This is a genomic window from Allosalinactinospora lopnorensis, assembly GCF_000981225.1.
In the GTDB taxonomy this organism is placed as follows: Bacteria; Actinomycetota; Actinomycetes; order Streptosporangiales; family Streptosporangiaceae; genus Allosalinactinospora; species Allosalinactinospora lopnorensis.
This window is the reverse complement of sequence record NZ_LAJC01000033.1, coordinates 18,644-42,130: the sequence shown is the minus strand read 5'-3', so window position 1 is coordinate 42,130 and position 23,487 is coordinate 18,644. Positions and strand designations below refer to the sequence as shown.

17 protein-coding genes and 2 pseudogenes are annotated in these 23,487 nt (G+C 71.4%); 6 read left to right on the top strand and 13 right to left on the bottom strand.

Features of this window, described 5'->3' with window-relative positions; genetic code table 11:
- Positions 1-48: 48 nt before the first annotated feature.
- The 3 genes from VS93_RS13785 to VS93_RS13775 form a co-directional block, all read right to left on the bottom strand.
- Positions 49-1,104 (bottom strand): YlbL family protein, encoded by a 1,056-nt coding sequence (locus tag VS93_RS13785; RefSeq protein WP_046470339.1) that lies wholly within the window; start codon positions 1,102-1,104, stop codon positions 49-51.
- Between the two features lie 63 nt (positions 1,105-1,167).
- A complete protein-coding gene (locus VS93_RS13780) occupies positions 1,168-1,605 on the bottom strand; it encodes a molybdenum cofactor biosynthesis protein MoaE (RefSeq protein WP_046470338.1) in 438 nt (145 codons plus the stop codon).
- A gap of 95 nt (positions 1,606-1,700) precedes the next feature.
- On the bottom strand, positions 1,701-2,768 hold the full coding sequence (locus VS93_RS13775) for an NAD-dependent epimerase/dehydratase family protein (protein ID WP_046470337.1): 1,068 nt from the start codon (positions 2,766-2,768) through the stop codon (positions 1,701-1,703).
- A gap of 149 nt (positions 2,769-2,917) precedes the next feature.
- Between VS93_RS13775 and VS93_RS13770 the strand changes: the two genes are divergently transcribed.
- Positions 2,918-4,297 carry a zinc-dependent metalloprotease gene (locus VS93_RS13770; protein WP_173434311.1) on the top strand — a complete coding sequence of 460 codons (1,380 nt, stop codon included), beginning with the start codon at positions 2,918-2,920 and terminating at the stop codon, positions 4,295-4,297.
- Complete coding sequence (locus VS93_RS13765; RefSeq protein WP_046470335.1) at positions 4,294-4,851, top strand: NUDIX hydrolase; 558 nt, start codon at positions 4,294-4,296, stop codon at positions 4,849-4,851. Before VS93_RS13770 ends, VS93_RS13765 begins: the two co-directional genes overlap by 4 nt.
- On the opposite strand, the gene VS93_RS13760 is transcribed toward VS93_RS13765, so the two are convergent.
- A complete protein-coding gene (locus VS93_RS13760; RefSeq protein WP_046470334.1) occupies positions 4,848-5,489 on the bottom strand; it encodes a DUF2064 domain-containing protein in 642 nt (213 codons plus the stop codon). The genes VS93_RS13765 and VS93_RS13760 overlap by 4 nt on opposite strands.
- A 569-nt stretch (positions 5,490-6,058) precedes the next feature.
- On the opposite strand from VS93_RS13760, the gene VS93_RS13755 reads away from it, so the two are divergent.
- Positions 6,059-6,601: an AAA family ATPase gene (locus VS93_RS13755; protein WP_052745742.1), complete on the top strand. Its 543-nt coding sequence runs from the start codon at positions 6,059-6,061 to the stop codon at positions 6,599-6,601.
- Positions 6,602-6,626: 25 nt separating this feature from the next.
- On the opposite strand, the gene VS93_RS13750 is transcribed toward VS93_RS13755, so the two are convergent.
- From VS93_RS13750 to VS93_RS13735, 5 genes are all read right to left on the bottom strand, one after another.
- The gene (locus VS93_RS13750) at positions 6,627-7,184 is read right to left on the bottom strand and encodes a M48 metallopeptidase family protein (protein WP_082126875.1); all 558 of its coding nucleotides are present in this window, start codon (positions 7,182-7,184) and stop codon (positions 6,627-6,629) included.
- 264 nt (positions 7,185-7,448) lie between these two features.
- Positions 7,449-7,607, bottom strand: coding sequence for a hypothetical protein (locus VS93_RS30075; RefSeq protein WP_173434309.1), 159 nt, complete (start codon positions 7,605-7,607; stop codon positions 7,449-7,451).
- A gap of 73 nt (positions 7,608-7,680) precedes the next feature.
- Positions 7,681-7,959 carry a WhiB family transcriptional regulator gene (locus VS93_RS13745; protein ID WP_046470332.1) on the bottom strand — a complete coding sequence of 93 codons (279 nt, stop codon included), beginning with the start codon at positions 7,957-7,959 and terminating at the stop codon, positions 7,681-7,683.
- A 649-nt stretch (positions 7,960-8,608) separates the two neighbouring features.
- Positions 8,609-9,544 carry an acyl-CoA thioesterase II gene (tesB, locus tag VS93_RS13740; protein ID WP_046470356.1) on the bottom strand — a complete coding sequence of 312 codons (936 nt, stop codon included), beginning with the start codon at positions 9,542-9,544 and terminating at the stop codon, positions 8,609-8,611.
- Positions 9,537-11,624, bottom strand: coding sequence for an ATP-dependent DNA helicase UvrD2 (locus VS93_RS13735; RefSeq protein WP_046470331.1), 2,088 nt, complete (start codon positions 11,622-11,624; stop codon positions 9,537-9,539). The genes tesB and VS93_RS13735 overlap by 8 nt, the downstream gene beginning before the upstream one ends.
- Before the next feature lie 346 nt (positions 11,625-11,970).
- Between VS93_RS13735 and VS93_RS13730 the strand changes: the two genes are divergently transcribed.
- Together VS93_RS13730 and VS93_RS13725 are read left to right on the top strand one after the other, a co-directional pair.
- A complete protein-coding gene (locus tag VS93_RS13730) occupies positions 11,971-12,231 on the top strand; it encodes a mycoredoxin (protein ID WP_046470330.1) in 261 nt (86 codons plus the stop codon).
- A gap of 58 nt (positions 12,232-12,289) precedes the next feature.
- The gene (locus VS93_RS13725; protein WP_046470329.1) at positions 12,290-12,769 is read left to right on the top strand and encodes an ANTAR domain-containing response regulator; all 480 of its coding nucleotides are present in this window, start codon (positions 12,290-12,292) and stop codon (positions 12,767-12,769) included.
- Between the two features lie 140 nt (positions 12,770-12,909).
- Here VS93_RS13725 and nudC read toward each other — a convergent pair whose 3' ends face one another.
- Together nudC and VS93_RS13715 are read right to left on the bottom strand one after the other, a co-directional pair.
- The gene (gene nudC, locus VS93_RS13720; RefSeq protein ID WP_046470328.1) at positions 12,910-13,878 is read right to left on the bottom strand and encodes an NAD(+) diphosphatase; all 969 of its coding nucleotides are present in this window, start codon (positions 13,876-13,878) and stop codon (positions 12,910-12,912) included.
- Between the two features lie 69 nt (positions 13,879-13,947).
- A complete protein-coding gene (locus VS93_RS13715) occupies positions 13,948-15,330 on the bottom strand; it encodes a dipeptidase (RefSeq protein WP_046470327.1) in 1,383 nt (460 codons plus the stop codon).
- A gap of 242 nt (positions 15,331-15,572) precedes the next feature.
- Between VS93_RS13715 and VS93_RS13710 the strand changes: the two genes are divergently transcribed.
- Positions 15,573-16,886, top strand: coding sequence for an acyltransferase family protein (locus VS93_RS13710; RefSeq protein WP_236700535.1), 1,314 nt, complete (start codon positions 15,573-15,575; stop codon positions 16,884-16,886).
- 27 nt (positions 16,887-16,913) lie between these two features.
- On the opposite strand, the pseudogene VS93_RS13705 reads toward VS93_RS13710, so the two are convergent.
- Together VS93_RS13705 and VS93_RS13700 are read right to left on the bottom strand one after the other, a co-directional pair.
- Positions 16,914-20,262, bottom strand: a pseudogene (locus VS93_RS13705) (ATP-dependent helicase).
- Positions 20,259-23,398: pseudogene (locus VS93_RS13700) on the bottom strand (ATP-dependent helicase). The pseudogenes VS93_RS13705 and VS93_RS13700 overlap by 4 nt, the downstream one beginning before the upstream one ends.
- Positions 23,399-23,487: the final 89 nt, after the last annotated feature.

Here is a 23,487-nt window from a genome sequence, read left to right as displayed (position 1 = left end):
CGGCGCGGCGGTGGGAACCTCCTCACCGCTGCGTCCCGGTGAGCGGCCTCAGTTCGGCTCGCAGATGGGCAGGTCTCCCGGCCCCGCGCCGGCCCGGATCTTCTCCAGGGCGTCGAGGGCGTCGCCGAGCTCGTCGACCTTGACCACGTCGACCTGGCCGCTCGCCGCCGATTGGAAGGTGTGCGGGCAGTTCTCCTCCGCCACGAAGAAGTACTCCGCCCCTTTCTGAACGGCGCTGACCATCTTCTGCTCCACGCCGCTCACACCGCCCACGTTGCCGTTCGGGTCGATGGTGCCGGTTCCCGCGATGGTGTGCCCGCCGGTGAGCCCCTCCGCACTGAGGCGGTCCGTGATGCCCAGAGCGAACATCATCCCGGCGCTCGGTCCCCCGATCTCGCCGACGGCGATCTCGACGTCGAACGGGAACTTCATCTCGTTGTCGATCATGATCCCGACGACCGCGTTGCCCTCCTCGTCCTCGGCGGTGGTCAGCGAGAGCTCTTCGGTCTCGCCGTCGCGGAGCACGGTCAGCCCGACAGGGTCGCCCGGCTCGCGGCCCGAGACCTGTTCAACGGTCTCCTCCTTGCCGTCCACCGGCTCGCCGTCGACCTCGGTGATCAGGTCGCCGTCCTCCAGCTCCCCCTCGGCGGGCATGCCCTCGCCGACGCCGACGACGACGGACTGGATCTGGTAGTCGACCCCCATTTCGTTGAGGGCCGCGGCGGTGGCGGCGGTCTGGGAATCGTCCATCTGCAGGTTCTGGCTCTCGCTGATCTCCTCCAGGCTCCGGTCGGGCGGAAAGAGGGCCTCTTCGGGGAGTACGGCCTGGTTGGGCGACAACCACGCGCTCAGGACCGTGAACATGTCCATCCGGGTACCGGGACCGCCGGCGTACTGCACGGTGACCATGGTGAGCTCGCCGTCGTGCTGGTAGCTCTCCTCGCCCTCGACCCGGATGACCTGCTCCCCCTCGACCTCGCCGATGGTGTTCAGGGCGATGCCCGGCGAAGCGACGAGGTAAGGGACGGGAAGGAACATCCCTCCGGCCGCAAGGGCGACAAGCAGGGCGGATGCGACGATCAGGGTCATGGCACGACGGAACATGATGCACAGCCTAAACCGAGTCGCGCCTCCCGCCCGGCACCGGTTCCCGGGCCGGATCCGGCTCTAGCAGGCGCCGACCCATTCCGCCCTCCCGTCCGTGAAGACCTGGTGCTTCCAGATCGGGACCTCGGCCTTGATGTCGTCGATGAGCCGGCGGCAGGCGTCGAACGCCTCCTCGCGGTGGGCCGCCGCGGCCGCGACGACGACCGCGGTGTCGCCGATGCGCAAGTCGCCGACGCGGTGCAGCGCCGCTACCCGCCACACCGGGCGGCCGTCCTCGGAGGTGTCGGCCACCACCTTCTCCATGACGCGCCGCATCTCGGCCTCGGCCGAGGGGTGGGCGGAGTACGACAGGGCCTGCACACCGCGTCCGTGGTCGTGGTCGCGGACCGTACCGGCGAAGAACGCCGCCCCGCCGGCCTTGGCGTCGGCCACAGAGGAGACGACCTCGTCGATGGAGAGCGGGGTGTCGCGCAGTCCTACCAGGGTGATCGATTCCACAATGCCGACGTTACCAACGACATCTCCCAGTCGGCGGAACTACCCGGCACTACCCGGCGCCGTCCGCCGTAACCGGGCGGGCTCCCCGTCCGCGGTCAGCTCTTGCGCCGCTTCCGCAGGTAGCGGATCGCCGCGGTGGTGCCCACCGCGGCGACGGCCGCGCCCGCCGCGCTGGCCACAGTGATCGTGGCCTCCTTGCGGCCCAGATTCCGGCCGACCAGGGCGTGCTTGCCCGCCCGTGCCTCCAGTAGCGCGCGCAGCGACTCGGCGTTGCCGTACTCGGGCCGCCACCCGGCCTCCCGCAGCGTGGCGCAGTCGACGACACACGGGTAGACCAGGAACTTCAGCTCACTCGCCGAAGCGGGTGTGATACCGACCCGGTGCAGCCGCTGGGTGGCGTTGAAGGCCACGTTCGCGGGGACCTCGAAGCTGCGCAACTGCGCGATCTCTTCGGCCTCCGCCTGGCTGAGCGAGCCGTCGCAGCCCACCGCCAGCGCGCCGTCCTTGCCGTCGACTTCGTTGACGATGAGGAACTCCAGCGCGCTGACCAGGTCGTCGACGTGGCAGAACTGCCATGTCTGCTCCCGGCCTTTCACAGCCAGCAGCCGTGGGGCCGCGAAGTGCCGCGTGAGCAGCGTGTCGAGTCCCGGCCCGACCAGCGGGGCGGGACGGACCACCGTTACCGACAGCCCGGGGTGGGCGCGGCGGGCCAGGTGGGCCAGGTCCTCGATCTCGGCGAAGTCCCCGATCAGGCCCGTACCGCTCTCCGGCGAGACCGGGGCGTCCTCGGGCATCGGCACGGGGTTGTCCGGGGCGGCGCCGTAGACCATGGTGCTGGTGAGCAGGATGACACGGGGGACGCGTTCGGCCGCCGCCGCCGTGAGAACGGTCTGCGCGGCGCGGATGTTGTGCGTCCGGCGCTCCGCGGGCGGTGTCTCCAGGGACCTGTCGTCGTCGACGTGCGCGAGCACGTCCACTCCGGAGATCCGAGGCGCCAGACGCGGATCGCAGATATCAGCGACCTCCCAGGTCACACCTTCGATATCCTCGCTGTGGTCGTCGATGGCGACGACCTTCCCGACGGCACCGGAACCTGCGGCCGAGAGCAGTCGTTCCACGAGCATACGCCCAATGTCCGAGGCGGCTCCGGTGACAGCGACCACCGGCCCACCGGCTCCTGGACTGTGCTGTGGGCGAACCTGGCTGCTTTGGGTACTCACTCCGGGCGGCTCCCAGCTAACGTGACACTAGTGGAGACATTTCTATCCTGCCCTGAGGTCTAATCGTGAGCGACCTACCCTTTGGTTTCAGCATGCCGAACGACCCCAATGACGAGTCCGGGCGGGGGTCGGGCGATTCCGGCTCGGGTCCTGGAAGGGGCGGTCCAGGTGGGGGGGACCCGAACATGCCGGGCGGGTTCCCATTCGGAGACCCACAGCAGATGGCGCAGATGCTCCGCCAGTTCGCCGACATGATGGCGGCGCAGTCGTCACCTGAGGAGCAGGGAGGCCGCTCCACCACGGTCAACTGGGACATGGCCAGGAACATCGCCCGGCACACGGTCTCCCAGCAGGGCGACGCCAGTGTGAGCCCGGCGGAGAACGCCCAGGTGCAGGAGGCACTGCGGCTGGCGGACCTGTGGTTGAACGAGGCCACCGTGCTGCCGTCGGGTGTGCACACCATGCAGGCGTGGAGCCGGTCGGAGTGGGTCGAGCAGACCATGCCGACCTGGTCGCGGCTGTGCGAGCCGCTGACCTCCCGAATCGTGGAGTCCATGGGGCAGAACCTCCCGGAGGAGATGCAGTCCATGGCCGGTCCGCTGATGGGCATGGTGCAGCAAATGGGCGGCATGCTCGTCGGTCAGCAGGCAGGCCAGGCCATCGGCGAGCTGGCCCGCGAGGTGGTGGGCTCCACGGACGTCGGCCTTCCCCTGGGAGAGGAGGGGGGCGCGGCACTGCTGCCGGCGGGAGTCCAGAAGTTCGGCGAAGGGCTGGAGATCCCGGAGGACGAGGTGCGGCTGTACCTCGCCGCCCGCGAGGTGGCGCTGCACCGCCTCTTCGGCCACGTGCCCTGGCTGCGGGCGCACCTGTTCAGCCTGGTCGAGGAGTACGCGCTCGGCATGTCGTTCGACATGAGCGGACTCGAGGAGAAGCTGGGCCAGATCGACATCTCCAGTCCCGAGGCGCTGCAGGAGGCGCTGTCCGGCACCGAGGGCGAGGGACTGTTCCAGCCGCAGGACACGCCGCAGCAGAAGGCCTCGCTGGCGCGGCTGGAGACCATGCTCGCCCTGATCGAGGGGTGGGTGTCGGTGGTGGTCGGCTCCGCCGTCGCCGGTCGGCTTCCGCATGAGGCCTCGCTGGCCGAGGCCAGCCGGCGGCGCAGAGCCACGGGCGGCCCGGCCGAGCACACCTTCGCCACGCTTGTGGGACTCGAACTGCGGCCGCGCCGGCTGCGGGAAGCCGGCCAACTGTGGAACGGGTTGCAGGAGGCCCACGGGGTGCAGGGGCGCGACGCCATTTGGGAGCACCCCGACCTGATGCCGTCCAGCTCCGATCTCGACGACCCCGACGCGTTCGTCAGCGGCCAGGCCGACTCCGAGGCCGGCCACCTCGACATCTCGCAATTCACCGAGGGCGATGGCGAGGAGAGGCAGGACGACGGCAAGGACGACGAGGGCGAGGACGGCAGGTGACACTGCACGGCGACGCCCGGGAAGTCCTCTCCCTGTGGACCGCTCCTGACGGCGCGCAGGAGGCGCTGCGCCGCGAGTACCTGGCGCACCTGGCGAGCTTTCCCGACGGGATGCTGCGCGAGTGCCTGCCGGGGCACATCACAGCGAGCGCCGTGATCGTCGATCCCCGCGGCGAGAAGGCCGTGCTCACCCTGCACCGGGGGCTGCGGATGTGGCTGCAGACCGGCGGCCATTGCGAGCCCGGTGACAGCTCGCTGGCACAGGCCGCACTGCGCGAGGCCACCGAGGAGTCCGGGGTGGCGGAACTGTCCCTGCTGCCCGATCCGGTGCGGCTCGACAAGCACTGGGTCCCCTGTGGCGGGGGCACGTGGCACCTCGATGTGCAGTACGCGGCGGTCGCCCGGAACGGCGCCCCCCTCATCCGCGCCGAATCCGAATCCGACGATCTCGACTGGTTCCCGGCGGACGACCTCCCCGAACCCACCGACGCCGCCTGCCGCTCCCTGGTCCGCGCGGCGGCACACGCGGTCCGCACCGTCGTGGACAGCGGCTAGCCGGACTTTGGCGGTGGACCCGTCCGCCCCGCGAGCAGTGCACGGGTGTTCTCCCACCCCTCCAGTCCCGGGTCGAGGCGGGAGATGTCAGCGGGGCCGCGCAGCCGGTGCCACCCGGGGACGGTCGAAAGGGCGCGGCGCTCGGGGCGGGCCGAGGTGAGCGCCCCTAGGACGTCCGGATCGTCGAGATCCGGCTCGCCCGGCCACTCCGGAAACGGCAGGCGGGCCGCGAGAGCGACAAGTCCGCCGCTCTCAGCGGGGCACACCGCGACCTCGGCGTTGCCCAGCGCACGGAAGAGTTTGCCGATCAGCAACGGCGGAAGGTCGGGAGCGTCGGCCGAGACGAGGACCGCCTGCTCGGCACCGTGCCCGGTCAGCTTCTCCAGGGCCCCGCGGACGGATGTACTCCCGCCGGCGCGGAAAACCGGTGTACCCGGCCACACCACCTCGGCGGCCGCGGCCGCGAGCGAGTCGGCCCGCTCGGGCAGCGCATCCCAGGCCACGACGGTGGACTCGCAGAGTTCCAGCCCGGCGAGAACCTCGTAGCTGTCCTCGGTGAGGGCGGAAGCGAAGGAGCCGCGGTCGACACCGGGCGGCGGCGCGGCTCCGGTTCGGGAGGTGATGAGCACGGCCGCCATACGTTCCACGTGGCCCCCTCAGATCGTGGTCACTCCACGACGAGCATGCCAGCCGGCGCGGCCACCGCGCACCCGGGAGGGCTCGCTAAGGTTTGTCCCGTAACCGGTTGTTCTTGACCCGGCAGCGGCCGCGCGGCCGCTGCCGGGGGGGTGGTCCGGTCGTTGAGGGCGAGGATGTGGAGACGGGCGATGCCGGCGGTCGCGCGGCACGCTCCAGCACTTCGTCGAGGCGACGGCGTGCTCGGTGCGGGCGCACGCTCCGGTGAGAGGCGCTGTGCTCTCCTCTCCACTCGGACGGCGGCTCGTTCTTGGACGGACGCCGATGTGGGACGACGCTCCTCGGCCCCGATATCCGCCGTCGGCGATTACCGTCGCGTTGCGAGCGGCGTGGTCGCCCCCGGACTGCTCGAAGACTTCGGCGTCGTGCCGATTCCCCGGGAGCGGCTCGCCGAGCGCGGCGACCAGATGGGGGCAGCCTGGCGAACCGGCGTGCGGTCAGCCCATCGAACCGCTCGATCATCGTCTCGGCCGCACCCGGTACTCCCCGTTCGAGCAGGAAAGGCAGGCCCTTGAAACGCTACATATTGACCGGTGCACCCGGTGCGGGCAAGACGGCCATCCTCCGGTCCCTGGAAGCCGACGGCCACACGGTGATCGAAGAGGCCGCCACCGACCTCATCGCCCTGGAACAGGCTCGCGGCTGCGCCGAACCCTGGACCGAGCCGTCGTTTCCCGACCGCATCTGCCAACTGCAACACCAGCGCCAGGCCAAGGCCACCGGCGGCACCGACGCCGTGCAGTTCTACGATCGCTCGCCGATCTGCACCCTTGCCCTCGCCCGGTACCTGGACCACCCGGTCGCGCCGGGATTGGAGCGCGAGCTCGACCGGATCGAAACCGAACAGGTCTACCAGCGGCAGGTTTTCTTCATCCAGCTGCTGGGGTTCGTCACGCCGACCGCGGCCCGCCGCATCGACCTGGCCGAGGCGGTCCGCTTCGAGCACGTCCACCTCGAGGTCTACCGCGACCTCGGCTACGACTGCATCAAGATACCGCCGGGCACCCTACACGACCGCGTCGAAACCATCAAGCGGATCGCCGGGGAACCATAGCCACGGCAGAGTCACGGGACAGCCCTCAGTCCTCGATGACGTCGTCCTCCTCGCTCTCCTCGACTTCGACGGCTCCGGCCTCGAGTCGCGGAGCGGCGCTGACTCCTTCGAGGTAGCCCCGGGCGCGCTCCGCCTTGGGATAACGGCGCACCATATCCCAGAACTCGGGGCCGTGGTGCGGGATGATCAGATGCACGAGTTCGTGGATCAGGACGTAGTCGACCACCCACGACGGCATCCCCGACAGCCGCCGGGAGAGCCGGATGGAGCCGTTCTCGGGGGTGCAGGATCCCCAGCGGGTCTGCTGGTTGTCCACCCAGCGCACGGTTTCGGGCCGGGCCAGTCCGGCGAGATAGCGTTCGGCGAGGTCGACTGCCCGCGCGTGCAACGCGTCGTCGTCGGGGCGGCGGCGCTCCTCACGTGCCTCAAGACGCTCCAACATGCGGTCCACCCAGCGCTTCTCTTCCGCGCGGGAGAACGTAGCGGGAACGAGGACGACCGTTTTGTCACCGTCGCGGTAGGCGGACACGGTGCGCCGGCGGCGGGAACTGCGTCGTACCTCAACTTTTGTATTCGGAGGCACAAACTCACGGTAGCTCAGAGATGAGAAGTGCCACAGGGGCGAGACCCGGCCTTTTACGGCCGAACCCCCGCCATTTCGCCATCTCCGGTATCGGTGATCAAGCGATCCCCCTACACCACCGGGTTGCGGCCTGCGGAGGGATGCGCAAACCCGCCGCGGCCGCATCCGGCCAGGCCCGGTCGCGGGAAGGGCCGGCGCCTGGAAGGCGCCGACCCTTCGCCCCCGTCTCCGGGCGACATCCCGTCGCGGATGACCGACCCGGGATCAACACAGGCGTGCGCACCTGGGTTCGAGGAGCAGCCGTTCAGCGCGGTCGCGCTCGCGCAGCTCGGCTCGGCGACGGCGTGCCGCAAGACGGTCCCGCTCGCGGTCGCGCTTCTCGTCGACCCTCTCCTGCAGTCGCACCAGTTCGTAGAGCAGCATTGTTCGGTTTTCCTTTCCGGCGAAATGGTCGAGATCCCGTCCGGCCGGCGGGGTCGCGACTGCGGCCCGCGGCTCAGGCCGCCACTACTTCGGGGGTCTTGCGGGGACGGCCGCGCGGCCGCTTGCGCGGCACGACCTTGCCCGAGACGAACAGCTCGCCACCCCAAACGCCCCACGGCTCCCGCCGTTCCAGCGCGTCCGCCAGGCACTGCTCCCGAACGGGGCACTGGCGGCAGACAGCCTTGGCGGCCTCCACGTCGGCCGGGGCCTCAGCGAAGAAGAGGTCCGGTTCCCAACGACAAGGGACCTCGACTTCCCCGAGCCACGGAGCTTCCAGGACCGACGCAAGCATCGGTGTCCTCCCTGATCTTTCGTCTTCATCGCGGTTGGCGGTAACGACGGCCGGAAACCCTTCCGGCTTCGGGGCCAGGACCTGCGATGCGCCCGGCGACGCCGATCCCCTGCCAGAGGGAGCGCCATCACGGACATAAAGAAGGCCGCGGCCCCGATGTGGGGTCCGCGGCCACGGGAGAATCACCCGGCCTTCGCGTGGCTAAGCCGGAGCGCTCCGTGGACACCACCCCACGACGCCCTTGGGGCGCGGGGTTCCTGCTGCGAGCATGAGTTCGACCTGGCTGTACCGGCGGGCCCGCACCGTGGACCCGGCAAAGCCGGCCCGGCGCTTATCGCCCATGCCATCGCCTGCGTTCGCCAAAGGCATGACGCCATAAGCCAGGCGCGGTTCAGCGGACACAGTGCCGCCGCGCACGGTGTCCCGAAGACGCACAGCCGGGATCAGGTCGAACCTGTGGATCAGTGTGTTCATTTGACCGGGACACCTCCTTCACGATCGGGCCGACGGGTTTCCCGCATCGGCCGGCGCGGGCGACAACGGGTTCAACCCTAGAGGGGCGGTGCACGGCCGGCAACCCATTTTTCACCTGCGGATTTGGCCGGGTCCGGCCGGAACCGTACGGGAATTCCAGAACGTCTGCGCGGGTTCACCCGCCTCCCGCGGACCCGTCGTCCAGGACGCGGATGAGCCCCTCTTGGACCACCGAGCAGACCAGTTCGCCGCTCTGCGTGTAGACCAGGCCCCGGGCCAGGCCGCGGGCACCGGCGGCGCTCGGTGTCTCCTGGGCGTAGAGCAGCCACTCGTCGGCGCGGAACGGCCGGTGGAACCACATGGCGTGGTCGAGGCTGGCCATGGAGATGCCGGCGAAGGTCCGGCCGTGCCCGAGCAGGACGGTATCGAGCAGGGTCATGTCCGAGGCATAGGTCATCAGGCAGACGTGCAGCATCTGGTCGTCGGGGAGCTTGCCGTCGACTTTGAGCCACACCAGGTTCCGCGTGGTGCGCAGGCCGGGGTTCTGCTCGACCTCGAAGGAGAGCGGCCCCACAGGGCGCAGCTCGATCGGGTGCCAGCGGGCGAATCTGGGCACCTTGCCGAAGGCCTGGAAGAGCCGCTCGCGTGCGGTCGGCAGCTCCTCGGGCCCGGGGACCTCGGGCATCTCGACCTGGTGCTCCAGACCCGGTTCCGTCTTGTGGAACGATGCCGACAACGTGAAGATCGCCTTGCCGTGCTGGATCGCCACAACCCGGCGGGTCGTGAAGGAGCGGCCGTCGCGGACCCGATCGACGTCGTAGACGATCGGGACGGCCGGGTCTCCGGGACGGATGAAGTAGGCGTGCAGCGAGTGGACGTGGCGGTCGGAGGGGACCGTGCGTCCCGCGGCCACCAACGCCTGCCCGGCCACCTGCCCCCCGAAGACCCGCTGGGGGCCGTCGTCAGGGCTGCGTCCGCGGAAGATGTTCACCTCGATCCGCTCCAGGTCGAGGATCTCCAGGAGTCCTTCGATGGTCTGCCGTGGCTCCGCGGATCCGCCGGTGTGCCGCTCTTCCAGTTCGCTCGCCGCCCCGTCCGCCGTCTCACTCATCGCGTTGCCCTTCCGCGCCACCGCTGCCAGGCTCCTTCCCTGCGCACAAGGCCAGTACAGCCTCACCGTAGCGTTCGAGCTTCACCGCACCGACACCGGATATCCGGGAGAGCTGGGCCTCGCTGGTGGGCACGTGTTCGGCCAGGGCCTGCAGGGTGGAGTCCGTGAAGATGACGTAGGGCGGGACCTTCTGCTCCCGGGCGGATTCGCGCCGCCACGCCTTGAGGCGCTCCAGCAGCTCCTCGTCATAGTCGACAGGGCAGTCCAGGCACCGGGCGAGCTTGCGTTCGGCGGCCTCGGTGAGGGTGGTCCCGCAGACGCGGCACTGCACGACCGCGGCCTGGCGGCGGCGTCCGGCGCGCTCTCCCGCCAGTGCCGGGGAGGCCGGGCGCAGGCCGTCGAGGAACCGCGACGGTTTGCGGCTCTTGCGCCCTCCCGGGGAGCGCGCCAGCGCCCAGGACAGCGCCAGGTACTCCCGTGCACGGGTGACACCGACGTAGCACAGCCGCCGTTCCTCCTCGATCTGCTCGGCGGACTCGGCGTAGATGATCGGAAGCATCCCCTCGGTCAGGCCGACGAGGAAGACCGCGTCCCATTCGAGGCCCTTGGCCGAGTGCAGCGACGCCAGGGTGATCCCCTCGAACTCGGGGGCGTGCTCCGTCGCCACACGCGCTTCGAGCTCGGCGGCGAAGTCCTCCATGGCGGCCCCGGGCCGTTCCGCGGCCACGTCCTCGGCGAGCTGCGCCAAGGCCGCGAGGGACTCCCAGCGCTCCCGGGCCTCGCGTCCTTCGGGCGGAACTTCGGTGAGACCCAGGGGGGCGAGGATGTGCCGCACCGTGGTGACCAGCGGCTCCTGCTCCGCCCCGTGGCGGGCGCCGCGCAGGGTGTGCACGGCCTGCTTGATCTCCGGACGTTCGAAGAACCGCGTGGCGCCGCGCACGCTGAAGGGGATGCCGGCATCCGAGAGCGCCTGCTCGTAGGCCGCCGACTGGGAGTTGGTACGGAACAGCACCGCGATCTCCCGGGCAGGGGTTCCGGAGTCGATCAGCGCGGCGATCTTGCGCGCGACCGAGGTGGCCTCAGCGGGCTCGTCGTCGTACTCGGTGTAGGTGGGGTCGGGGCCGTCGGGACGCTGGGCGGCGAGCTCAAGGCGGTGGTCGGCGGCCGGGCCCCGCGCGTGCCGCAGTACCCCGTTGGCGACCCGCACCACCTGCGGTGTGGAGCGGTAGTCGCGGACCAGCTGCACGACGGTGGCGTTCGGGTAGCCGGCGGAGAACCGGGTGAGGTAACTGGGGGTCGCGCCGGCGAAGGAGTAGATGGTCTGGCTGGGGTCGCCGACGACGCAGAGGTCGTCGCGGTCGCCGAGCCACGCGTCGAGCAGCAGTTTCTGCAGCGGGTTGACGTCCTGGAACTCGTCGACGACGAAGTAGCGGTACTGGTCGCGCACCCGTTGGGCGATCGCGGGGTGCTCGGTGAGCATCGCCGCTGTGAGCTCCAGTATCGACTCGAAGTCCAGCAGGTTGCGTTCGCGGCGCAGCTCCTCGTACGCCTCGTAGACCCGGGCGACGTCGTGCGCGGGCATAGGGGCGGCCCGGCCGGCCTTCGCGGTCGCCTTCTCGTAGTCGGTCGGGCGGACCTGGGTGACCTTGGCCCATTCGATCTCGCTCGCGATGTCGCGCAGTCCGGTGCGGTCGAGCTGCAGCGCGCAGGAGTGGGCGGCCCGGGCGACCACCTGGATCTTGCTGCTGATCAGTGTGGGTTCGGGCCCCCCGATGACCTGCGGCCAGAAGAAGGAGAGCTGGCGCAGCGCGGCGGAGTGGAAGGTGCGGGCCTGCACCCGCGGGGCGCCGAGGCCGCGCAGTCGGCCGCGCATCTCGCCTGCGGCCCGGGTCGTGAATGTCACCGCGAGGATCTGCTGCTCGGTGACGACCCCACTGGCGACCGCGTAGGCGATGCGGTGCGTGATCGCGCGGGTCTTTCCGGTACCGGCACCCGCCAGGATGCACACCGGCCCGCGCAGGGCGCGCGCCGCGTCGCACTGTTCGGGGTCGAGGCCTTCCAGTACGCGGTCAGGGTCCATCGACCTCTCCAATCCGCTCGTGTCCCAGGGCGCCGCGGTGGCCCTCCGGTTTCGCACCGGCCGCGTCCGGCCACACCGGGCCCGCCCGCCCGGGCCAGTCTCTCAAGTATCGGCGCGGGCGCGGACAGAGCCGCCCCGGCGCACCCTCTCTGTGGAGGGACGAGAAGAGGGCGTTCTCCAGGCGGGAACCAGAACTCACCGGGAGACGTCCCACCGCTGACAGCGAAACCGGAGATATCGGTCAGGGAAGCTCGGCACAGGCTTCGGCGTTGCTAGTAGGCGGTGTAGGTGCCAACGTCAGCGTCCGTACCCCGACCAGACGGCTTCGTTAGGAGAGACCCCCTTTATGAGTACTCCGACCACCGCCCAGATCACGATGTACTCCACCCCGTGGTGCGGCTTCTGCAAGCGGCTCAAGAGTCAGCTCGGGCGCGAGGGAATCGTGATCGAGGAAATCGACATCGAGCAGAACCCCTCAGCGGCCGAGTACGTCATGGGGGTTAACGGTGGCAACCGCACGGTGCCGACGCTGGTGTTCGCCGACGGCACAGCCCTGACGAACCCGTCGTTGGCTCAAGTCAAGAAGAAACTCACGGGGCAGTCGTAGACACGTGGCCGCCGTTCGAACGGAACGGCGGCGCACGCGACGGAAGTTGAGGGATCACGTGACGTCTCACAGCACAGCCCGGGGTAAGGGTCCGGCGGACTCCGATTCGGGATTCATCCGGCGCACGCCCGGAGGATGGCGCGTGCACGACGGCGAGGAACTGCCCGATCTGCTGAACGCGATAGTGCTGGCCGATCTGCTCGTCACCGAAGATCAGCCGTCAGCCGATCCCTCCGCCACTCACACCACCACGCCCCCCAAGGCGCCGGACGACGCATCGGAGGTGGAGCGGCTCCGGGTGACCGTGGCCCAACTGGAGCACGCCCTGCATACCCGGGTGGTCGTCGAGCAGGCGATCGGCGTGCTGACCGAACGGCACCGGCTCAAGCCCCGCGAAGCGTTCCAGCGGCTCCGCTCCGCTGCGCGCTCGCGCGGTCGGAAGGTGGCCGACCTGGCCCGCGAGGTCGTCGCGAGCTCCACCTCCGCGTTCCCCCAGTTGCCCGGGGAACTCGCCGGGGAACGCACCACCGAGAACTGACCCCTCCTCGTGCCGCGCTCCGGGGGAGCCCGGGCGGACAGGCACCGTTTCGCCGCGTTCGCAGCGAGTGACGCACCCTGTCCGCTGCGCGATGGCGCGTCCGGCTCCGGTCCCTTCCCGAGTCAGCGCACCGCCCGCCGTCACCACCCGCCGGGGAGTTCGGCGCCGTACCAGTACTCGATCAGCTTGCGGGCGATCGACACCGCCCCCGGGAGCAGGACCTCACCGCTCTCCGCGGCCGCGCGCAGTTCCGGCCGGCTGAACCAGCAGACCTCGGCGATCTCCTCGTGGTCGGTGCGCTCGGCCTCGCCGACCGCCCGCGCCAGGTAGCCCAGCATCAGGCTGCGCGGGAACGGCCACGGCTGGGAGGCCAGGTACTCCGGTTCGGCCACGATCACGCCGACCTCTTCGGCGACCTCCCGCGCAACGGCCTGCTCCAGTGACTCCCCGGGCTCGACGAACCCGGCGAGCACGGAGTAGCGGTTGGCCGGCCATTGCGGGTTGTGCCCCAGCAGGCACTGCCCCACCCCGTCGACCTCGCGGTGGACCAGCATGATCACCGCCGGATCCATCCGCGGGAAGTGCTCCGTCCCCTCCTTCTCGCAGACACGCACATGCCCGGCGGCGGCCATCCGCATCGGTGCGCCGCATCCGGGGCAGAAGCGGTGGGTGGCGTTCCAGTTGGCGACCGCGACCGCGTGGGTCAACAGACCGGAGTCGCGGTCGTCCAGCAGCGCGCCCACCTCGCGCAACGAGGCCGGTCTGCTGTCCGCGCGCTCCTGCAGAGGGATCCCCGGCGCGGCGCGCACGGCGAAGACGGCCCGTCCGGCCTCGTCGACGCCGAGCAGGTAGCGTTCTCCCTCAGGCGCCTCCGCCGACGGGCGGAAGACCAGCTCCGGCCGTTCGGTACCCGTTGTGATCATCGCACGGGACTGGCGGGCCAGCAGGGCCTTCCATCCGTAGCTGTCCGGGTCCCCGCCCTCCAGGACCAGCACCCGGGTCGCGGGGTCGGCCCACGTTTTCTCCAGCCAGGCGTCATCCCGCCGCCGGTGGCCAGCAGTGTCGATGACGCCTCGGGAGAGGGCCGGTGTCAGGTTGCGGTGTGCCATAAGCGGTCGTGCTGCCTTCGAGGTTCGAGAAACGGGGGCTGGAGAGCAGGGCCGCGCCGCCGGCGGCCGTCAGCACCGCAGCGCCGCGGCGAGCTCCTCCCACAGGTGGGCGGCGCTTTCGGCGCCCTTGAGGAGCAGGGGGATCTCGACCTTCTCGTTCGGGGCATGGATGCGGTCGTCGTCCAGCCCCACCGCGACGAAGACGAGCGGCGCGTCGAGGATGTCGGCGATGTCGGCTTCGGGACCGCTACCGCCCTCACGTGTGAACAGTACCTCGGTACCGAAGGCGCGCCCCATCGCCGAACGGGCGGCGCGAACGGCCGGGGAGGTGATGTCGGAGGCGCACGCGCGCACACCCGGGCCGGAGAAGCGCACATCGGCGCGTACCCCCTCGGGAAGCGCGGCCTCGACGTAGTCGCGGACCCGTTCCTGGATGCGCAGCGGTTCCTGGTCGGGCACCAGGCGGAAACTCACCTTGGCGTGCGCCGAGCGCGGCACGATCGTTTTGGTCCCGGCGCCCGTATGGCCGCTCCACATCCCGTTGATCTCCGCTGTGGGCCGCACCCAGATACGCTCCAGCGTGCTGTATCCGGTCTCCCCGGCGGTGGCGGTGCTGCTCGCGGTGCGCAGCCATTCCGCCTCGTCGAAGGGCAGCTTGGCGAGGAGTTCGCGTTCTTCGGTACTGATCTCGGCGACGTCGTCGTAGAAACCGGGGACGGCGACACGGCCGCCGGCGTCGTGCATGTCCGATAGCAGGTCGGCCATCGCCCGTGCGGGATTGGGGACCGCGCCGCCGAACGACCCGCTGTGCAGGTCGACCTCGGGGCCGTACAGGTCGATCCGGCAATCGGTCATGCCGCGCATACCGACGCACATCGAAGGCGTGTCGGCCGCCCACATGGTCGTGTCGGAGATGACGACGATGTCGCACGCGAGCCGGTCCCGGTAGCGCTCAAGGAGTCCTGCGAAGTTCGGCGACCCGGACTCCTCCTCCCCCTCGACCAGCAGCTTGAGGGTCACCGGCGGAGCCGCCGCCCCCGATGCCGCGAGGCCGGCGCGCACCCCCAGGGAGTGGAACAGCACCTGGCCCTTGTCGTCGGAAGCACCGCGCCCGATGAGGCGGTCACCTCGCTCCACCGGGTCGAACGGGTCGGTCTGCCACGACTCGGCGGGATCAGCGGGCTGGACATCGTGGTGTCCGTAGACGACGACAGTGGGAGCGTCGGGGTCGGCGGCCGGCCATTCGGCGAACACCGCCGGCATGCCGTCCGTCTCCCAGATCTCCACGATCGCGAAGCCCACCGCCGCCAGATGCCGGGCGAGCCACTCGGCGGATCTGCGCACGTCGCCGTGGTGCGCGGGGTCCGCCGATACGGACGGGATCGCCAGCCACTCCCGCAACTCGGCGACGAACTCGCCGCGGTGTTCCGCGATATATGTGCGCGCGTCCATCCTGTGGCCCGTCCCTTCCGCGCCTTCCTGTGCCATCGACACCGAGACTAGCCACCGCGAGAGGCCCTTGCGCCCCGTCGCCCCAGGCCGGGGAGGTCCTCGCCGGACACGGGCCGTCATTCGGCGCGCCGTCAACGGGTAGGAACAGCATGACCGGCCGAGCGGCACGGCACATCGCCCGCGCGCGGCGCCGACCGCCCTCGGCGACGACGCGGCGGTTTCCCAGGCACGAGGTCCCAGTGATGCCCGCCCCCGGAGAGAGCTCTCCCACCGGCGTCCCGGACAACGGCACCGGAGGCGCCCGCTGGTCCCGTCCCCTGTCCGGGGGCGGGATGCTGCGGCGCCTGCGCGCGGCCGCCCGGCGGGTCGACCGTGCGACACCGGACTCCCGGGAACGCGCGATCGACGGACTGCGGGCACTGGCCATCTGCGCGGTGTTCACCGGTCATTGGCTGGTCAGCGCGCTTGTGGTGTGGGAGGGCGGCGAGCTGGGCATCAACAGCCCGTTGCGTTACATGCCGGAGTTGTCGCCGATCAGCTGGCTGTTCTCTCTCCTCGCGCTCTTCTTCCTGGTCGGCGGGTACGTAGGGGCGCGCGGGCTGGACCGCTCCCGGCGGCGCGGCCACGGTGATCGAAGCTGGCTGCGCGGACGCGTGCACCGGCTGGCCCGGCCGGTGCTGCTGGTCTCAGCGGTCTGGGGCCTGGTCATGGTGACGCTGGTCCCGCTCGGCGTCCCGTGGCAGACCGTCCGCTCCGGGGCGATGCTGACGGTGCAGCCGATGTGGTTCGTCCTGGTCTTCCTCGCCGTTACCCTGCTCACCCCCTGCCTGGTGGCGGCCGACCGGCGGTGGGGGCTGCGGGCCGCCCTCCCGGCGCCGCTGCTCGTTGCCGTGGTCGACCTGCTGCGCTACGGGCCCTGGGAGCAGTCCGTACCGAGCTGGATCGGGCTCCTCAACGTCATTCCGGCCTGGATGTTCTGCTACCAGCTGGGGATCGCCTGGGAACGCGGCCGGCTGGGGCGTGCGGCCGTCGCGGTCCTGGTCATCGGGGGCGCCGCCGGGCTGGCGCTGCTCGTGACAAGCCTGGGCTACCCGGCGAGCACGGTCGGGATACCGGGGACGGAGCGCACCAACTCGCACCCGCCCTCGCTGTTCGTCCCCGTCCTGGCGATGGTCCAGATCGGGATCGCGGTGCTGCTGCGCGACCGTGTGGAGCGGCTGCTGCGCCGGCCCCTCCTGTGGGCGGGGGTGGCCTCACTGAACGCCGTCGCGCTCACGGTGTTCTGCTGGCACCAGAGCGCTCTCACCCTGGTAAGCGCTGTCGGAGCGGTATGGGGTGTGCTGCCCGGCCTGACCGCGGTTCCCGCGGATCCGTGGTGGATCCTCGCCCGGGTGGCGTGGCTGGCGGTGTTCGCCGCGGTGCTCGTGCCTCTGGTGCTGCTGTTCCGCCGGTTCGAGGGCCAGTGGCGCACAACCGTGCTGGCTTCCTGGCCCGCCCGCACCGGTGTGGGCGCCTTCGCCGCCGCCTACGCCGGAGTCATGCTGGCCGAGCTCTGAGCGACCGCCGCCCGCGGTTTCGGCGGGTCAGTCGGCCTCGGGCAGGCTCTGGATCAGGGCCGCCAGGCCTTCGGCGTCGAGAAGGTCAGCGGGGCGGACCGTCCTGTCCGCACGGACGTAGTGGAACGCGGCCCGGACCTCCTCCAGCGGGACGCCGGCAAGCTCCGACCATGCGAGGCGGTACGCGGCGAGCTGGACGGCCACGGCCTTGCGTTCACGTTCGTTGCCCGGAGGGCGGCCGGTCTTCCAGTCGACGACGTCGTACCGCCCGACGCCGTCCTGGAAGACGGCGTCCATCCGCCCGCGGACCAAGCGGTCGCCGATGATGGTCTCGAACGGAACCTCCACGTCCACCGGGATGCGGTCGCCCCATTCCGAGGCCTCGAAGCGGCGCTGCAGTTCCGCGAAATCCTCGTCGCCGCCCGCGGTCTCGTCCGCGGCCCCGGGGAGCTCGTCGGGCACCAGCAGGCTCTGCTGCCCGTAGCGCTGCTCCAGCCACGCGTGGAAGGCGGTGCCGCGCCGGGTGTGCGGCGCCGGCGGGCGCGGCAGCGGCCTGCGGATCTGCCGGGCCAGCGCCTCGGGGTTCCGGGCCAGGGTCACCAGGGACGACACCGAGAGGTGTGCCGGCAGGTCGACCGGGGTCGGCCCGTCCGCGGCGGCCTGCGTGTCCCGATGGGCGAGCAGCAGCCCGGTGTCGCGGTTCCAGCCGTCGATGCGGCGGCGCATGTGCACGGGCATCTCGGCGCGCTCCAGCAGGTTCAGCCACGATCGCCCCGAGCCGTCGCGGTACCGTGCCACGAGTTCGGCGCCCTCGGCGATGTCGCGGTAGCGCCGGCCGGCGGCTCCGTCATCCGCCTCGGGCGGCCGCGGCCATTCGACGGGGCCGGTTTCGGTGGTCTGCGGGTTGCGTTCGTCCTCCTCCGGCGGCGGCGCCCAGCGGGCGACACGGCCGGCCCCGTTCTCACACGCCTCCTTGATCTCCTCCAGGAAGGGCGACGGGCCGCGCCTGCTGGCGTTGGCGTGCCCCCACCAGTGACCGGTGCACAGCAGGGCGAACGAGGCGCGGGTCACGGCGACGTAGGCGAGCCGTCGCTCCTCCATACGGTGCCGCGCCTTGTCTGCCTCCTTGAACCGCGCGATGCTCTCTTTGTCGACATCGTCGAGCTTGGGCAGGCCCGCGGCGTCACCGCGCAGCGGGAAGGGGAGCTGCTGCTCCTGGCGGGCCCAGCCTCCGCTGTCGCGCGGGTTGGTGGGAAAGACCGGGTAGCGACCGCCGGCCAGCCCCGGCACCGCAACCAGCGGCCACTGCAGGCCTTTGGCGGCGTGCACGGTCATCAGCTTCACGGTGTCGCTGCCGCCGATGCGCTCGCCGGGCTCCAGCCCTTTCTCGGCGTCCTCGGCCGAGCGCAGGTAGGTGAGGAACGTACCCAGCGTCGGGTCATCGCTGTTTCCCACGAAGCGCACCGCGGTGTCGACGAAGGCGTCGAGGTCGGCCCGCGCGGCCGCCGGGTCGCGACCGGGACGCGCCCCGACCTCGATGTCCAACCCGAGGACGCGTTCGATCTCGGTGACGAGCTCGGGCAGCGGCTGGCCGGCGAGCTTGCGCAGCGCGCGCAGCTCATCGGCGAGCGCGTTCAGCCGCTCGTACCCGGTCTCGGAGTAGCGGTCGGCCGGGCCGAGGTCGTCGAGCGCGTCGGCGAGGCTGCCGGATTCGGCGGTCAGGTCCAGAACGGTCCGGCGCAGCAGGTTCTCCCGGTCCTGGTCCTCGCTGTCCTCGGGCTCCGGTGCGCGCAGGTCGCGCCGCGCGTCCTTTGCCAGCTCCACGGCGCGCGAGCCGAGAGCCACCAGGTCCGCCGGCCCCATCCGCCATCGAGGCCCGGTGAGCAGCCGGGCGAGCTCGTTTCCGGCCGAGGCGTCGTGGACGACGCGCAGCGTGGCCACGATGTCGCGCACCTCGGGCACGGTCATCAGGCCGCCGAGTCCCACGACCTCCACGGGTACCCCCTGGTCCTCGAAGGCCTGGCGGAGGATCGGGAACTGGGACCGCTTGCGGCACAGGACCGCGACGTCGCCGGGGGTGATGGCGGCGCTCCCCTCGCCGGCGGGCCATTCGAGTCCGTCGGGAGCGAGGTGACCGGGCTGGTCCATGGCCGCCCGGACCGTCTCGGCGATCCAGGCCGCCTCCTCGGTCTCGGTTCGGAACAGGCCGCACGCCACCGTCCCGCGCCCGCGCCGGGCCGGCCCCGGGTAGAGCACGGGGACGTGCTCGGCCTCCGCACGCAGCGGCCCCGACAGGTGCCGCGCGACGCGCAGCACGCGCTCACCGTTGCGGAAGCTCGTGGCGAGCCGCCGAACCGGGGCGGGGTGTCCGGGCTTCGGGGAAATCCGTGGGGAACCCGGTGAGGTTGCCGGCGCTCGCGCCGCGCCAGCCGTAGATGGACTGGCAGGGGTCGCCGACGGCGGTCACGGGGTGGCCGTCGCCGAAGAGCGCCCGCAGCAGCAGCAGTTGAGCGTGGCTGGTGTCCTGGTACTCGTCGAGGAGCACCACCTTGTACCGGCTGCGCTCGATCATCCCCACCTCGGGATGGCGCGTCGCGATCCGCGCGGCCAGCGCCACCTGGTCGCCGTAGTCCATTACCTCGCGCGCCGCCTTGGCGCGCGCGTAGCGCTCGACCAGCGGCAGCAGCTGCTCCCGTTTGCGCTGGGTGGTCACCAGCTCCGCGGTGTCCTTGCCCGGTCTTTTGGGCAGCGCGGCGACGCGCTCGTCGATCCAGCGCCCGACACCGCGCACGTCATCAGGGGTGCGCAGATGGTCGGCGAGCTCCCCGGCCAGGTCCAGCACCCGCCGGACCACGGTGGCGGGCTTGACCGTTATGGCGTCCATCGGTCCGTCGTAGCTGCCGACGATGCGCGCCACGAGCTGCCATGCCTGCCCCTGGCTGAGGAGCCGGGTGGAGGGTTCGACGGCCTCCCGCAGGGCGTGGTCCGCCACCAGCCGGGCGGCGTAGGAGTTGTAGGTCGACACGGCGGGGTCGCCCTCCACGAGCCCCGCGGGCACCTGTTCTGTGGCGCGCAGCTGTTCGAGCCGCTTGCGCACACGTTCGGCCAGTTCCGCGGCTGCCTTGCGGGTGAACGTGAGGCCGAGGACGTGTTCCGGGCGTACGTAGCCGTTGGCCACCAGCCACACGACGCGCCCGGCCATGGTCTCGCTCTTGCCCGAGCCCGCACCCGCGATCACCACCCCGGGACCGAGCGGTGCCGCGATGACGTCGGCCTGCTCCACTGTGGGTTCCGGCTGCCCCAGCAGCCGGGCGAGCTCGGTGGGGGTGAGGACGCGGGTCGTGCGCTCGCGCGCCGTCTCCCATCCCGTAGTCAAACCCGCTTCCCTTCGTCGTGCGCGGGACAGCTGGAGCGGACGGCGCAGGAGTCGCAGAACGTGTTCCGGGTCGCCGGGAAGCTGGACCCGGCCATGCCGCCGGCGACCCCCCGGACCAGCCGCTCCGACCACTCCGGTGCGGCGTCGTCCCCGAGCGCCTTCTGACCCTGCTCCTTGGGGTTGACCCGGTCCCCGCCGACCTGCACCAGCGACGCCCCTCCCGGCTCGGTCAGCCCGAACCTCGCGAAGGCGTCCTTGAGCACCGCGAGCTGGTACACCCCGAGCTGGGGGTGGCGGCCGATCTCACCGTCCTTGGGGACCGAGCCGCCGGTCTTGATGTCCACGACGAAAGCACGCCCCGCGGCGTCCTTCTCCAACCGGTCCACCCGCCCGATGATCTCAATGCCTCCGATGTCGACCTGGAACCCCTCCTCGGTGACGACGAGTTCCCGGTCGTTGCCCTCGTGCCAGTCGATCAGCTTACGCACCATCTGATCGGCGCGCTCCCGTTCCTTGGCGGCGAACCAGGGTCCGCCGAAGTCCAGCTCGGACCAGATCTCGTCCATCCGCCGCCGGATCTCCGCCGTCTCCTCGCCCTCGGCGACGAGGACCGCGATCGCGTGCACGATACTGCCGAGCGCCGATGACATCTCCGTGCCCGACGCACCGGCGGCGCTCTCCAGCAGCCACCGGAGCCGGCAGGTGGTGAAGCTCTCCACCTGCGACGGCGAGACGCGTATGGTGTCGTCCTGCCCGGCGAGCGGCCGGTCGTCGGAGAGCGGCGTGAGCGCGTACCACTCCGCCGGGTCCGCTCCGCGCACCCCTTCGTCCGCGAGCGGGCAAGGTGCGCGGCCGCCGCGCGGCGCAGCGGGTCGGGGCGGCCCGGATCGGTGACCACGGAGCGCAGGTCGGCCACCAGAGCGGGCAGCGAGAGCCAGCGGAGGCCGGTACTGACCCGCTCAGGTTCACCCACTCCGAGCTCGGCGAGGAACCGCGAGGGCCGCTCCTCGGTGTCCTCCCCGCCGACCGCCGTGACGATGAGGGTGTGCCGCGCCCGTGTCACGGCCACGTAGAACAGCCGCCGCTCCTCGTCCAGCAGTTTGGACGCCACAGCGGCCCCCGAACTGTCGGCGATGCCCGCCACGGTGTCGACCAGCTGCTCCACCCCCAGCAGCGATCCGCGCAGCCGCAGGTCGGGCCAGTCGCCCTCCTGGACCCCGGCGACCACGGTCAGGTCCCACTCCAGGCCCTTGGCCCTATGCGCGGTGAGGATCCGCACGGCGTCGCCGTCCGGGGCCCGCTCGGCGAGCGTGTCGCCCGGGATCTCCTGGGCCTCCAGGTCGTCCAGGAACCCTTCGGGGAGCCCGGGCGGCAGCCGGTCGCAGTACCGCGCGGCGCTCTCGAAGAGCGCGACGACGGCGTCCAGATCGCGGTCCGCGGCAGCGCCGCGGCGCCCTCCCGCCTGGCCCGCGCTGAGGAGCTTCTCCGCGAGGCCGCTCGCCCGCCACACCTCCCAGAGCACGTCCTCGGCCGACCCGCCCGCCGCGGCGCGCTCTTCGACCAGGCGCAGGTACTCCGCCACGCGCTGGGCGGGCGCGGCCACTCCCGGATCCACCATGGTCAGCTCGCGCGGGTCGCGAAGCGCGTCGGTGAGCAGCCGCGCGGCCGTCCGGCGGCCGCCGGTCTCCAGCTCCAGGCTGCGCAGTGCACGTCCCAGGCGGCGCAGGCCGATCGTGTCGCCGCCGCCGAAGGGGCTGTTCAGCAGTTCGTGCGCGGCGTCCTCGTTCAGGGTCTCCGGGCGGAGGGCGCAGCGGAGCAGCAGCAGCATCGGACGAACCAGCGGCTCCGCGGCCAGCGGGAGCTCGTCCCCGCCGACGATGACCGGGACGCCCGCCGCCGAAAGGGCCCGGCGCAGCACCGGGATCTGCCGGGTGGCCGAGCGGACCAGCACCGCCATGCGCGACCACTCGGCGCCGTCGACGAGGTGGGCCCGGCGCAGTGCGTCAGCGATGACCGCGGCCTCCTGTGTGGAGCTCTCGGCCAGCAGCGCCCGGACCTCTCCCTCGGGCGTCCCGGCAAGCGGTTCCAGCACGCGATGCGCGTTCACCGGACCGCTGCCCGCGGCGGGGGCGGCGGGCAGCCGCTGGGCGACACCGCGGGAAGCGCCGAGCAGCGCCCGCCCGCTGCGGCGGCAGGTCCGCAGCGCCACGACGGGCGCTTCCCGGTGCTCCACTGTGCGGAAGCGCCGCGGGAACTCGAGGATGCCCCGGACGTCGGCACCGCGGAAGCCGTAGATCGACTGGTCGGGATCGCCCACGGCGACCAGGTCGCGCCCGTCGCCCGCCAGCGCGCGCAGCAGCTCCTCCTGAGCGGGGTCGGTGTCCTGGTACTCGTCGACGAACACGACCTCGCGGGCGGCTCGCTCGCGAGCCTGGACATCGGGTCCGGAGACCAGGTTCGCCGCCACCCGCACCAGCTCGGCGTAGTTGAGGGTGGGCACCGGGGCGATGTCGAACCGGCCCGTGTACCGGTCGAGGAAGTCCCCGGCTGCCACCCAGTCGTCCCGGCCGTGCTCCCGGCCGAGGCGGTCCAGGTCGGGCGCGGCGAGCCCCCGCTCCTGGGCCCGCATCAGGAAATCCCGCACCTCCTCGGCGAAGCCCCGGGTGTACAGGGCGGGCCGCAACCGCTCCGGCCACATCTCCGCGCCGTCGGCGATCTCGCCGGAGAGCAGTTCGCGCACCTCCATGAGCTGCTCCGGGCCCGAGAGCAGGCGGGGCGGCAGGTCGTTGGCGCGCCGGAACTCCCGGCGGATCAGCGCGTAGGCGTAGCTGTGGAAGGTGAGCGCCAGGGGTTCGCGCGTGGTGCGCCGCAGCCGCGCCGTGATGCGCTCGCGCAGTTCCTGGGCGGCCTTGCGGCTGAACGTGAGGACCAGCACCCGCGAGGGGTCGATCCCCCGGTTCTCGATCCGGTCGACGACGGCTTCGACGATCGTCGTGGTCTTGCCCGTCCCCGGTCCGGCCAGCACCAGCAGCGGGCCGCCCTTGTGCTCAACCACACGGCGCTGGTTCTCGTCCAGTACCGGGGGCGGCGTGTCCGGACGTGAACGCCGCACAAGGCGATAGGGGGGTGAGCTCACCCGCCATAGTCCACCAGATCCCTGCGACAGAACAACCCCCGCCCCACCTCGCGGAACGAGCCGGGGCGGGGATGGGCCCTCGTAGCGGG